Origin of the sequence: Dulcicalothrix desertica PCC 7102, from assembly GCF_003991905.1 — a bacterium.
GTDB classification, from domain to species: Bacteria; Cyanobacteriota; Cyanobacteriia; order Cyanobacteriales; family Nostocaceae; genus Dulcicalothrix; species Dulcicalothrix desertica.
On sequence record NZ_RSCL01000020.1, the window covers coordinates 36,437 to 50,184 of the forward strand.

The 13,748-nt window shown below is 40.8% G+C and carries 11 protein-coding genes; 10 read left to right on the forward strand and 1 reads right to left on the reverse strand.

All coding sequences use genetic code 11. The annotated features are described in order from the left end of the window. Window positions 1–292: 292 nt before the first annotated feature. From DSM106972_RS34530 to DSM106972_RS34575, 10 genes are all read left to right on the forward strand, one after another. Window positions 293–829: a phycobiliprotein lyase gene (locus tag DSM106972_RS34530; protein WP_127084939.1), complete on the forward strand. Its 537-nt coding sequence runs from the start codon at window positions 293–295 to the stop codon at window positions 827–829. 875 nt (window positions 830–1,704) lie between these two features. Further along, complete coding sequence (cpcB, locus tag DSM106972_RS34535; RefSeq protein WP_073617542.1) at window positions 1,705–2,223, forward strand: C-phycocyanin subunit beta; 519 nt, start codon at window positions 1,705–1,707, stop codon at window positions 2,221–2,223. 99 nt (window positions 2,224–2,322) lie between these two features. Then, entirely contained in the window at window positions 2,323–2,811 is a 489-nt protein-coding gene (gene cpcA / locus DSM106972_RS34540; protein ID WP_127084940.1) for a C-phycocyanin subunit alpha, read from the forward strand. 427 nt (window positions 2,812–3,238) lie between these two features. Continuing rightward, entirely contained in the window at window positions 3,239–4,021 is a 783-nt protein-coding gene (locus DSM106972_RS34545) for a phycobilisome rod-core linker polypeptide (RefSeq protein WP_127084941.1), read from the forward strand. 63 nt (window positions 4,022–4,084) lie between these two features. Beyond that, a complete protein-coding gene (locus tag DSM106972_RS34550) occupies window positions 4,085–4,957 on the forward strand; it encodes a phycobilisome linker polypeptide (protein WP_127084942.1) in 873 nt (290 codons plus the stop codon). An 89-nt stretch (window positions 4,958–5,046) separates the two neighbouring features. After that, entirely contained in the window at window positions 5,047–5,319 is a 273-nt protein-coding gene (gene cpcD, locus DSM106972_RS34555; protein ID WP_073617546.1) for a rod-capping linker protein CpcD, read from the forward strand. Then, a complete protein-coding gene (gene cpcE, locus DSM106972_RS34560) occupies window positions 5,306–6,154 on the forward strand; it encodes a C-phycocyanin alpha-cysteine-84 phycocyanobilin lyase subunit CpcE (RefSeq protein ID WP_127084943.1) in 849 nt (282 codons plus the stop codon). The genes cpcD and cpcE overlap by 14 nt, the downstream gene beginning before the upstream one ends. 65 nt (window positions 6,155–6,219) lie before the next feature. Further along, window positions 6,220–6,942 (forward strand): C-phycocyanin alpha-cysteine-84 phycocyanobilin lyase subunit CpcF, encoded by a 723-nt coding sequence (gene cpcF / locus DSM106972_RS34565; protein ID WP_127084944.1) that lies wholly within the window; start codon window positions 6,220–6,222, stop codon window positions 6,940–6,942. Between the two features lie 105 nt (window positions 6,943–7,047). After that, entirely contained in the window at window positions 7,048–9,375 is a 2,328-nt protein-coding gene (gene recJ, locus DSM106972_RS34570; protein ID WP_127085071.1) for a single-stranded-DNA-specific exonuclease RecJ, read from the forward strand. Window positions 9,376–9,460: 85 nt separating this feature from the next. Further along, a complete protein-coding gene (locus tag DSM106972_RS34575) occupies window positions 9,461–12,829 on the forward strand; it encodes an ATP-binding protein (protein WP_127084945.1) in 3,369 nt (1,122 codons plus the stop codon). Between the two features lie 140 nt (window positions 12,830–12,969). Here the strand turns inward: DSM106972_RS34575 and DSM106972_RS34580 are convergent, their stop codons facing one another. Then, window positions 12,970–13,692 carry a YdcF family protein gene (locus DSM106972_RS34580; protein ID WP_186538911.1) on the reverse strand — a complete coding sequence of 241 codons (723 nt, stop codon included), beginning with the start codon at window positions 13,690–13,692 and terminating at the stop codon, window positions 12,970–12,972. Window positions 13,693–13,748 lie beyond the last annotated feature (56 nt).

Here is a 13,748-nt window from a genome sequence, read left to right on the forward strand (position 1 = left end):
ATTACAGTTTTTAAGTCATTGGAGACATTTATGAGTACCAATTTGAGTGGTCAAATAACCTGGAAAGTACCTGGTACTACCAATTGCAGTTTGCACCTTCGTTACAATAATGCAGAACATTGGCGTTTTGACTGTTCCACATCAAGCTGATTCATCCACACAGCTATAGTTCTTCACTAGCAATATATACAGAATTAAACATTTTTTAATGTTAAGATATGTAAATGAGTTTGAGAAGAGCTTGACCAAATGTCAAGGATATGATGGTGTAATCGTGAAAGAGGTATTAACTATGACAACTTCCATACAGACAGCGCAGTATACGTTAGAAGCATTAGCAGACAAATTTTTTGAGCAATCACAAGGTAACTGGCACTCAGAGCGTCGTTACTACACCCTAAAGAGCGGGCAAATAGAAGAAGTCGTTAGTCACATAACAGTTAAATATTTAGAACGGGGCAACGAAGAATTGTTAGAGCTTGCCCAAATGCACGAATTAGAAGACCCGAATGCAATAATTTGTGGCAGCAGAATTACATGGGAAAGTAACTATTCAGAACCAGGACGTAAACCCACCACAGGTTCAACAATATTTGGTATTCAAGGAAATATTTTGTATCGTGACCGTGGTTTTGCTACACCCAAACCAGTCACAGCTATATACACTATGCGTGACCCCAAAACTCTTCATTTACGAACCGAGTACAACGGTTCTGCATTCGAGGAAGAAATTAAACTTATTGGTGCAAGCCATCGCACCCGCCAAACTATTATCTCGCGTGCGGGTGAAGAAATTATGATTGGGCAGTATTTAGAAAGAAGAATTTAAAAAAGTTAGGAGTAGAGACCAAATTAATTCGGTCTGTACAGGAGTTAGGAGTTATGAATTGTAATTCCTAGCTCTTAACTATTTAAACTTTTGTGCGGCGCCTTTTAAATTGCATCAATAACTTTATATTAATCATTTTTTATTGCAAATTATAACTATTTCCTTTGTTTATTCGTGACGAGTGTGTTCTTTGTTTTTAAATTAAAAATTTTTCTTTAATAAACTTTTCAAACTAATAAACTGCCTCAAATTCGCACTGCGATAGTTCAAACTAGATATAGGGGTGTGAGTGAAGGATGCCCACCCCATAAGTTAACTTACCGGAATGCAGCATTCTCAATAAGCTTAAAGAAACCGGGCAGGCGCGCATTCCGGTGAGTTAGGAGTGGAGATTTTTCGTAACATCTGCCGTGGGGTTTTCTGTTCGACCTGTATAGAAAACTGGCAACGCTAACTCTTAGGGCGTAGGTCTGACTATTCCATAAGGCTGAAACCCAAGCCTAGACTGACTATGAGCATTTATGTAAAGTTATGTAACGGTTTGACTCGACATCATAATAATTTGTAACGAAATTTAGGGCAAAGGCATTGTATAAATTAAATTTGGGAGGGTAAAAAGCAGAACGAGGTTGACCAAAGTCTTGCTTATTCGTGCTTTTATGCTTTTCAGCCAAAGATAAAGTTTTGTTAAAAAGTTTTAATCTTTTGGCACAAGGACTACTAAACTGTATAACAGATGTCCTTTTTACCTTTCCGTGCTGCTATTGCAGCCTGACATCAGCCAGAAACTGAGTTTCTCAAGAGTGAGTGCTTAAGTTATTTCAGTTTTGAAGCAAAGTTAAAGTCGAAAATCAAGCAGATAGGAGATTGAATCGATGTTAGATGCGTTTGCTAAAGTAGTATCCCAAGCTGATGCTCGCGGTGAGTACCTAAGCGGCTCACAATTAGACGCTTTGATGAACATGGTTCGTGATGGCAACAAGCGCATGGACACTGTAAACCGCATCACCAGCAACGGTTCAGCAATTGTTGCTAACGCGGCTCGTGCATTGTTTGCAGAACAGCCTCAGCTAATCGCACCTGGTGGAAACGCTTACACCAACCGTCGTATGGCTGCTTGCTTACGCGACATGGAAATTATTTTGCGCTATGTAACCTACGCAATTTTCTCTGGCGACGCTAGTGTTCTCGATGACCGTTGTTTGAACGGTTTACGCGAAACCTACTTGGCTTTAGGAACCCCCGGAGCTTCAGTAGCAGTTGGCGTTCAAAAGATGAAAGAAGCAGCATTAGCAATTGCAGGTGACCCCAACAATATCACCAAAGGTGATTGCAGCGCATTGATGTCTGAAGTATCTAGCTACTTTGACCGTGCAGCATCTGCTGTATCATAAGCTGTAGTTTAACTACCGCACCGCAATCGCTGACTATATATAGTCAGTTCGACATAAACTACTTTAAACAAAATTTTGTAAAAGGGAGATACTGGACCGATGAAAACTCCTCTTACCGAAGCAGTAGCATCTGCTGACTCACAAGGACGTTTCCTAAGCAGCACCGAAATGCAAACCGCTTTTGGTCGTTATCGTCAAGCAACAGCAAGCTTAGAAGCTGCTAAAGCATTGACCAGCAACGCACAACGTTTGGCAGATGGTGCAGCAAATGCTGTATACCAAAAGTTTCCTTACACCACTCAAATGCAAGGGCCAAACTACGCTTCTACCCAAACAGGTAGAGACAAGTGTGTACGTGACATCGGTTACTACTTGCGAATGGTTACCTACTGCTTAGTTGTTGGTGGAACTGGTCCAATGGATGACTACCTCATCGCTGGTTTGGCAGAAATCAACAAAACATTTGATTTATCTCCCAGTTGGTACGTAGAAGCTCTCAAGTACATCAAGAACAACCACGGTTTAAGTGGTGACCCTGCTGTAGAAGCTAATTCATACATCGATTACGCAATTAACGTCCTAAGCTAAGACGCGGGACTCTTTGCCCGGAAGGTTGAGCGGCTCAACTGGCCATAAAGCTAGGAGTTGTTTAGCTTTCCGGGCAGTTTTAATTTTAAAAAGATTTGTAAAAACGAAACGACTTTCAAGTAAGAGCGCGTTAGCTTTCTAGATAATATTCGCGCTCATGGGAAACAGAAAAGAAGGGTATTTCAAGAAAAAAAATCTTGCTTTTTCCCATGAATAGTAAATTCAAGACTCTAATTCACTTAACTTCACTCAAGTGATTCTGAATTTTTGTTTTTGATAAAATTGAATACGATATTATAGAAAGCTTTGCCGATAGTGTCTACTCTCAGGCATTCTTTGGCGTATATAAGCGCGTGTTGATTTGATGTAGTCGGTCGTTACTTACATAGGTGAATACAACACTATAGTGTAAGGGAGGCTAGGTAATATGACCGCGATAGTTGCAGAAACTCCAATCATTGAGTTACGTTCTGACCGAAGCGACGACGATATCGAAATAGTAATTCGGGCAGTTTATCGTCAAATATTGGGTAATTCTTATTTGATGGATAGCGACCGTCTTCTCACTTCTGAGTCATTATTACGTAACGGTAGCATTACAGTCAAAGAATTTGTACGTGCTGTTGCAGTTTCAGAACTGTACCGCGATAAATACTTCCATAGCAACTCGCAAGTCAGATTCATCGAACTTAACTACAAACACTTACTTGGACGGGCGCCTTTATATGAATCAGAAATAGCTTACCACGTAGACCTATATAATGCAGAAGGCTACGAAGCAGATATTGATTCATACATCGACTCACCAGAGTACGAAAATAACTTTGGCGAAAATATCGTTCCATACCATCGAGGTTTTAAAAGCCAAGTTGGTCAAAAGAACATTGGATATAGCCGAATGTTCCAATTGTATCGAGGCTATGCTTCTAGTGACCTCGCCCAAGGATACAAGAATGGACGGTTAACTTGGGAAGTCGCAAAAAATCTTGCCTCACCAATACACCCAGCATCAACTAATGCATTAGCAGGAGCAGCAAGTGGTTCTAGAGGTGAAGTCTACCGAATTCGTTTAATGAGTTCTGCTTCACCCAAATCAACGGTAGTACGTAAAGTAACCACCGAAATATTAGTACCACTAGAACAACTCTCCTCGAAATTGCAGCAGTTGAACCGCAAGGGCAATAAAGTGATGAGCATAACAAGAGCGTAAATTGCTTTTTTTGAATCAAATTCAACTTGTTCAAAATCTATAAAGTCTAAAAAGGTCTAATACATGGCAGTCACAACCGCAGCATCACGTCTAGGAACCGAAGCTTATACTGATGTAACTCCAGTTGAGATACGTCAACGCCCAACAAAAGATGAAATTGAATTCGCAATTTCAGCAGTTTACCGTCAACTTTTAGGTAACGACTACCTAATGAAGTCACAGCGTCTAATTAGTGCTGAATCACTCTTACGTGACGGTAAAATTACAGTTCGTGACTTTGTACGTCAAGTTGCAAAATCCGAGCTATACAAAGAAAAATTCTTTTACAACAACTTCCAAACTCGTACCATTGAGTTAAATTACAAACACCTCCTAGGACGCGCACCTTACGACGAGTCCGAAGTTGTTTTTCACTTAGACATGTATCAAAACCAAGGTTACGATGCTGACATCGATTCATTCATAGATTCAGAAGAATACGAAGAAAACTTCGGTGAAAACATCGTTCCTTACTACCGTGGTTTCAAAACCCAAACCGGTCAAAAAACTGTTGGTTTCAACCGCATGTTCCAGTTGTATCGTGGTTATGCAAATAGTGACCGCGCACAACTCAGAGGCGCCACTCCACACCTAGCAGTTGAATTAGGTCGCAATAGCGCTAGTGCAGTAGTTCCTCCTAGCGGTAACGGTAGCGAAGGATTTGCATACGTTGCACCAGGTCGTGGCATCACACCTAGCAGTACATTTGGTGGCGCCGGAACCTTTGGAAAAGAAGGTAGAATGTTCCGCGTTGAAGCCGCAAAAGTATTTGGTTCTGGTTATCCCAGCACTCGCCGTGTTAACCAAGCAGTAGTAATTCCTTACGAAGAATTATCTACCTACATCCAAAGAGTTCTAAAACAAGGCGGCAAAATCGCCAGCGTAACCCCCCTCTAATCTCTGTAATGTAATCATCTTGTGGAGCGGGCATCCTTGCCCGCCCCCTTATATCAACAAGAAAAATCATTTATCACCAACAAAAATATATGCTTGGTCAAATCGCACCCAACAAACAATCAGCAGCACGTTACTTTCGCTACGAAGTAACAGGAATACGCCAAAACGAAGAAACTGATAAGACCGATTATCAAATTCGTTCAAGTGCTAGCACCTTTATAACCGTTCCTTATAACCGAATGAATTCAGAAATGCAGCGTATTACCCGTATGGGTGGCAAAATAGTAAACATTGAGCCTTTATATAGTGAAGGCGCCCAATCAGATACTAATGCCGACGCTTTTAAAAATGAATTCCAATAAGGATAACTTTCAACCCTCATCATCGTCAGAAACACCTGGCGGTGGTGAATCATTAACAATAGAAACCGCAATCGCAAATCTAGAAGGTACAGATTCTGGTTTGCGATTTTATGCTGCTTGGTGGTTAGGTCGATTTAAAGTTAATGAACCACGAGCTATTGCTCTTTTAATCGAAGCACTCGCAGATGAGCTTGATAGAACACCCGAAGGTGGTTATCCACTGCGACGCAATGCAGCCCGCGCATTAGGTAAACTAAATGATAAAAGCGCAGTACCTGCTTTAGTTAAAAGTTTAGAATGTTCTGATTATTACGTGCGCGAAGCAGCCGCCGAATCATTAGGGATGTTATCAGATGCAAGCGCAATTCCTGCTTTACATAACTTATTAATTACTGGATTAACAGGTGAAGAATTAGTTATCGAATCTACTCCAAGCCACCCGTATGATGCAATATTAGAAGCTTTAGGCAATCTTGGCGCCAAAGAATGTGTACCACAAATTGAACTATTTTTAAAGCATCCAGTCGAACGGGTGCAGTACTCAGCAGCACGTGCAATGTACCAACTAACAAAAAATTCTTCATATGGAGAACGGTTGGTAAAAGCCTTAGCAGGAAATAACCTACAACTACGACGCACTGCACTCGCAGACTTAGGTGCAATAGGATACTTTGAAGCCGCAGACGCAATTGCTCAAACTCTTGCAGAAAACAGTTTAAAATTAATCGCACTAAAAGGATTACTGGAATATCAGGTAACAGAGTTAACACCCCCCACCCCCACTTTATCTGACGGTGCTATAAAAGTCATGAAATTAATGGACTCTCTACTTTAATTAGTTATGAGTCAGTAGAGACGTGATTCATCACGTCTATATAAATTTATAAGTTATTTAAAAATATGACTAGTAATAATGTTCAACAATTAATTAGTGCAGTAGAAGAAGCTGATTCCTCAGCGAAATTAGTCGAAGCTGTACAAAATTTAGCATCTTTTGGTTCAGAAGATGCCGTACCAACATTGATTGCAGCTTTAGGATATAACAATCCCGGCGCCGCAGTTGCAGCAGTTGATGGGTTAATAGAAATAGGGGAAAAATCTGTTAAACCTTTATTGCAATTACTTGATAACTATAACTATGGAGCGCGTGCTTGGGCAGTACGTGCATTAGCAGGTATTGGTGACCCCAGAGGATTTAATACTTTACTCGATGCTGCAAAAAATGACTTTGCTTTAAGTGTACGTCGAGCAGCAGCGCGGGGTTTAGGAACAATTCACTGGCAGCAAATGCCATCTGAACAACGCTCAACCTCCCAACAGCAAGCTCTCGAAACCTTAATTCAAGTTTGTCATGACCCAGAATGGGTAGTGCGTTATGCAGCAGTCACCGGACTAGAAGCGCTTGCAAATGCTGCGAGTGAAACTCAACCAGATAAATTACCACAAATTACGGCGCCGCTTTTAGAAATGGCAAACAACGACGAAGAAGTCGCAATTAGAGCGCGTGCTTGGATGGCAATACATCAACACCATAGTCAAATAGAAATGCCCAACATGAAAACGCTCGCAGAATCTGACGACGAAAAAGAAGTACCAAGTCGCGGCAGTGGCAGAAGAACGTAAAATTCTCTCAGAACGTGTGTATCATTAATAATGTAGAGACGTGACATGTCACGTCTCTCCACCACGTTTGAATCCAACAATCAAATTCCAAAAAACCCTCCTGCAATGCAACCTCAACCGCATTGGAATTTAATCACAACCGAACAACCACCGCAGTGGTTCACCGAAGCAGTCAAACGCTACACACCAAATTCGAGCGGTAAATTTGCCGCAAGCTTATTATGGCAGCGAGGAATTAATCAAGTCGAACAACTAGAAGCATTTATTAACCCAAAAATATATAAGTCAGCAAGTGCATTTGAATTTGGACAAGAAATGCAGTTAGCCATAGCACGGTTAACTGGAGCGCGTGCCAACCGTGAAAAAGTCGCAATTTGGGGAGACTTCGATGCCGATGGTATTACATCAACAGCAGTATTATGGGATGGGTTAGGACAATTTTTTACCCAGGACACCAAATTAATTTATTACATTCCCAATCGCATCACCGAATCGCATGGACTGAATATAAAAGGCATTGAAACGCTTATCAAACAAGGATGTAAGCTGATAGTTACTTGTGACACAGGTAGCACAAACATCCAAGAAATTGCTTACGCAAACAAGTATGGTGTAGATATCATAGTTACAGACCACCATACTTTACCAACCGAACGCCCAAACGTCACAGCAATAATTAACCCGCGTTATTTACCGTCATTACATCCGTTATATAATTTATCTGGAGTCGCAGTAGCTTATAAATTAGTCGAAGCACTATATACAGCTTTACCTAACATTGCACAGCAACCACTCGAAGATTTACTAGATTTAGTCGCAGTTGGACTGATTGCTGACTTAGTACAACTTAGCGGAGACTGTCGTTATTTAGCGCAGCGAGGAATTCAGCGTTTACAAACCGATTTTCAACAACCACCCGCACAACGTCGGCGCCCAGGAGTAGGTAGACTATTAGAACTGTGTCAAAAAAGTGGCGATAGACCAACAGATATATCCTTTGGTTTGGGACCACGCATCAACGCAGTTAGTCGTATTCAAGGTGACGCGAGGTTTTGCGTAGAATTACTAACAAGTCGCGACCAAACGCGCGTCAGCCAACTTGCAGAAGAAACCGAACTAGCAAACGCGCGTCGTAAATCTCTCCAAAAAGATATTACACAACAAGTCAATCAAAAGCTTTCTCAAACAGATTTATCGACAACAAACGTTATAGTTCTTTCAGACCCACAGTGGTCAGCAGGAGTATTAGGACTCGTAGCGGGGCAAGTAGCACAAGAAACAGGGCGCCCAACTATTCTACTAAGTACAGAACATTCTCCTAGCAACCTTGCCCGTGGTTCTGCACGTTCGATAAATTCCGTAGACTTATATCAACTCGTTAAAGACCAAGCACACCTATTACATAAATTCGGTGGACATCCATTTGCTGCCGGGTTAAGTTTACCTGTAGAAAATATTCCCTTATTTAGCGAAGCCATAAATCAGCAACTACGACAAACCATAGGTACCGCAATATTGGCGCCAACAATACAAGCTGATATAAAAGTTCAAGTAGCAGACTTAAGCAAAGAATTATTTTTAGAGTTTAAACTACTAGAACCCTGCGGAATGGGCAACCCAGTTCCCAAACTGTTGATTCAAAATTGCTGGTTTAAAAACGCTTGGCATCGTAACCAGCAAGACACGCAAGGTAAAAAAATACAATATATTAAAACTGAGTTTGATATTCTCGATAACTCCACAGTCAACCCATTCCCAGGTATATGGTGGGGACACTATAAAGAAGAACTACCTGAAGGTAAATGCGATTGTATTGCCGAACTCGACTACAACAGCTTTAAAAAACGCTACGAAATTCGTCTCATCGCAGTACGCCCTAGTACTAATTCACTACCAAATACTCAAAAAATCTCTAATCCTATATTAGACTGGCGCCATTCTTTAAAAAACTCAGCACTCAGCACTCAGCACTCTACACTCTTACTAGAAGAATGTCCTGCTTCTTGGGATGAAATCCGCGCATGGATTAAAAAGTCATACCATGTTAATCAACCTTTAGCACTCGCTTGGTCAAAACCACATTGGGAACCACCACAAGAAGTTTGGTATAAATTAGCCGGACTAGCTAAGTACCTTGCACGCACTCAACAACCAGTTACACGCATACAAGTACGAGATAAACTTGGTATTGGAGACCAACCCTTACATTTAGGGTTAAAAGCTTTACGAAATTTAGGTATCAAAAGTACTTTCAGTGACCGTAATTTAATATTTGTCGAGAGTTCTAAGCCTCAATCAAATTTATCATCAGCACAATCTGCACTCGAACAATTTTTAGCCGCAGTTCAAGAAGAACAGTTTCAACGCGCGTATTTTGCTGAAGTTCCACTTTCTGCGGTAAATGCAATGGCAGGAAGAATTTTTGATTCATGATTCAGCCTTTAGGTGTTCACCTTAATAAAAAATTAAGATTATGATGTACGATAGCTTACTCTGAGTTTCAGAGCATATTTTAGTGATGAAAAGTGACGAAGTAGAATTTCTGAATGGCGGTGGCGAGATGGGGGAGCGGATACGCTCATTTAATTGGGCAGCCACTCCGCTTGGTGACGTTAAAAACTTTCCTCAAAGCTTGCGGAGTGCCATCAGTATTTTGCTGCCTTCTAAATCGCAGATTGGGCTGTTCTGGGGTCAAGACTTTATTAAGTTATATAACGATGCTTTTAGTTCGGTGTTAGGTGTCAAGCATCCTTATGTATTGGGAACACCCGCGCGCTCATGCTGGAGCGAGATTTGGGAAACTTTAGAACCTTTGTTAAACGGTGTCGTCGAAACAGGTGAAGCGTTTTGGGCACAAGATTATTTATTTTTAATCGACCGTAGTGGCTATATTGAGGAAACTTATTTTGATATTTCTTACGACCCTGTACGTGATGAAAGCGGTGGTGTAGGCGGTGTTTTCTGTATAGTGAGAGAAAATACTGGGCGGGTATTAGGTGACCGACGGTTGGAAACTTTACGTGATTTAGCAATTCAAACAGCACAAACTAATACAGCCGAGGCTGCGTGTGAGCAAGCAGCAGTTGTGTTGAGCCAAAATCCATTTGATATTAGTTTTGCACTACTTTATTCATTAGATGCAGACGGTATCGCGCGGCGAGTTGGTGTAACTGGCATAGAACCAGATTTGCAATGCAGCCCATCTATAATAAACGTTGATGATGCAGTATGGATGCAGTGGTCACTAGCCCAAGCGCTTAGTACTGGGCAACCACAAATTGTCACAGATTTGCAAACGCCTAAAGATGATGCAATTCCAAATGTAGTATTAGGTAACGCAACGAGTCGTTGTAATACTGCAATGGTATTACCGTTAACGCGCGCTTCAGAACAGCGTCCGTTTGGATTTTTAATTACTGGCATTAGTCCCTTCCGAAAGCTTGATGCTGCTTATAAAGACTTTTTGGAACTAGTAGCAAGTAGCATTACAACAGCAATAATTAACGCGCGCTCAAAAGAAGAAGAACGTCAAAGAGCCGAGGCACTTGCAGAACTAGACCGTGCGAAAACCAATTTTTTTAGCAATATTAGTCATGAATTTCGCACTCCCCTGACTTTAATATTAGGACCGTTAGCACAAACTCTGGCTACAGCACCCGAACTTGGAAACGAACATCGTCAACAATTAGAAACTGTACAGCGCAATGGGCAGCGTTTACTAAAGCTTGTAAATACATTATTAGACTTTTCACGCATTGAAGCCAAGCGCGTTCAAATGAATTATGAACCAACAGATGTAGCATCCCTTACTGCTGAACTTGCTAGCTTGTTTCGCTCGACAATTGAGTATGCAGGAATACGATTAATTGTCAACTGTCCGACTTTACCAGAACCTGTATATGTAGACCGGGACTCATGGGAAAAAATAGTCTTAAATTTGCTCTCCAACGCTTTCAAATTTACATTCTCTGGAGAAATTGAAGTTTCGCTCTTGTGGGCGCCTACACAAGTTGAGTTAAAAGTACGTGATACCGGAATTGGCATTAAAGAGTCAGAATTATCACGCTTGTTTGAAAAATTCTATCGTGTGCAAGGGGCAAAAGGACGCAATACCGAAGGCTCAGGGATTGGATTATCATTAGTTCAAGAGTTAGTACATTTGCATGGTGGAACAATTGACGTTAGTAGTGTGGAGTGTAAAGGAACTTGTTTTACTGTCTCAATTCCTACAAGTAATGCTCACATAAGCGAAAATCAAATTAAAACAAGTACAGCTAACTCTACCACCAATGCTAGCTCTTATGTAAAAGAAGCACTGCGCTGGCTACCAACTAAAGAAGAAAGTAATCAACATCTAGTTTCGTCAGTTTCAAATATTCCGAGAATTTTGCTTGCGGATGATAACGCTGATATGCGCGCGTATATCCAACGACTTTTAGAACCTGAATATGAAGTTGAAACAGTAACTGATGGAAATGCGGCATTCTTAGCGGCGTTAAAATACCCACCAGATTTGGTACTTACCGATGTAATGATGCCAAATTTGGATGGTTTTGGGTTACTTAAAGCGCTGCGACACAATCCGACAACCCGTGAAATTCCGATTATTCTCTTATCGGCAAGAGCTGGGGAAGAGTCTCGAATTGAGGGATTAAATGCAGGCGCCGATGATTATTTAGTAAAACCTTTTTCTGCACGCGAACTATTAGCAAGAGTCAAAGCTAATTTAGAATTGGGACAACTTCGGCTTGAAGGGCGGCGAATTAGCGAAGCACGCATGTTGTTAGCGTTAGAGTCTGCTGAGTTAGGCACTTGGGATTATTATCCAATAACAGGCGTTCTAAATTGGGACGAGCGTTGTAAAGCAATGTTTGGTTTGGCGCCAGATGCTCTTGTAAATTACGACATATTCTTAGCTGGTTTGCATCCAGAAGACCGGGAGCGTACTGACAAAATAGTACAACAAGCGATGAATCCCAACGGTAACGGTAAATATGATATTGAGTATCGTACTATTGGCATTCAAGATGACATTGAACGGTGGATAGCAGCAAAAGGGCAAGCCTACTTTAATCGTGAGGGAGAAGTAGTAAGATTTGTGGGAACGGTTCTTGATATTACCCAGAAAAAGCAAGCAGAAGTCGAGCGTGAACAGTTATTGAAGAGCGAACAAGCTGCACGCGAACAAGCCGAAGCCGCAAATCGAGTCAAAGATGAATTTTTAGCAGTATTATCTCATGAACTCAGAACACCACTCAACCCAATTTTGGGATGGCTGAGATTACTACAAACCAAAAAATTAGACTCCGCTAAAACTACTGAAGCCCTTGCAACTATCGAACGTAACGCAAAATTGCAATTAAGATTAGTTGAAGACTTGCTAGATATTTCTCGCATTATGCGTGGGAAATTATCCATGACTGTGGCGCCAACAAATTTAAAATCGATAATTATTAGTGCAACAGAAACAGTAAAGCTAGCAGCAGAAGCCAAACAAATTCAACTAGTATTACACCTTAATTCTATTGAATCAGTTTCAGGTGATGCAGCCCGTTTACAACAAATCGTCTGGAACCTGCTTACAAACGCCATAAAATTTACACCGAATGGTGGAAAAGTTACTGTCACCTTACGCACCATTGGTAATTATGCCCAAATTCAAATTATTGATACAGGTAAGGGAATAAAACCAGACTTTTTGCCGTATATGTTTGAATATTTTCGCCAAGAAGACAGTTCCACTACTCGTAATTTTGGCGGGTTAGGACTTGGGTTAGCAATTGTGCGTCAATTAGTAGAACTGCATGGGGGAATAATTTGGGCAGAAAGTCCCGGAGAAAATCAAGGCGCCACCTTTACAGTGAAATTACCAATAGTAAAAAATTAAATTTTACTGAATACTTCATATCATTAAAACATAATTTCTAGTCTCTGTGGTCAAAAAACATGACTAAAGTCATGGTAACAAAATGACTTTTGCCACAATTTTTCAATAACACTAGTTATGTATAGTGAGTAGTGTAAACTTTACTTTTGCTCGTCTATACTCTCAATACCCACTTCTCGTTCGCATTTATAGCCAGTTTGGCGCCAAGCGTCTAAATTTACATCTTTAAGATTTATTACATTTGCACATTGTGGATGTTGAAAATGGCTCCATAGTGCCCAAGCAAAGCTGCGAATAATATCTAACGCAGTTTTGAAGGGTGATTCTTGGTTTCCGGGAACACCTTGCTCTTGCACAACGTCAAACTCTACCCAGATGCCATGCGCTCCAAAAATAATTTGTGCCATCCATTTGGCCCGGGGTAAATGACTGTGCGAGGTAATCAACTTGATTTTACGAGCCTTCCAACTCTCCAAAATAGGCAAACTGTAAAAAAAATTATCAAAAGTTGAATTTGCACACTTTTCTAGCCAAATATTACTCAAAATGGCTCGTTTGCGCTTAAAAATCGACAAAATACATGGTTCTTGCGAGCCTTGCGAGATGAGAACCGGAATTTTAGCGTTTTTAGATGCAAAATCTGCGGCATAGACTTCGCGTGCAATGCTTCCACCTAACACAAAAGTGGCACTAACTGGCTTGGAAGATGAATTAATTAAGGTTATAGTGTTAAAAACCAGCCAAATACAAAGGAGTAAGCATAAACTTAGCTTAAGTTTTTGTAAAAATTGCCACCTCAACAACCGAGGTCTACGGTTTGTGCGGGTGGATAATGTGTAACTTTTTGTTTTATTGTTTATCATAGAATTTAATGGAGTAATCTTTCTAAAAATTCCCACATTTAAAAGATTCAAGTGCT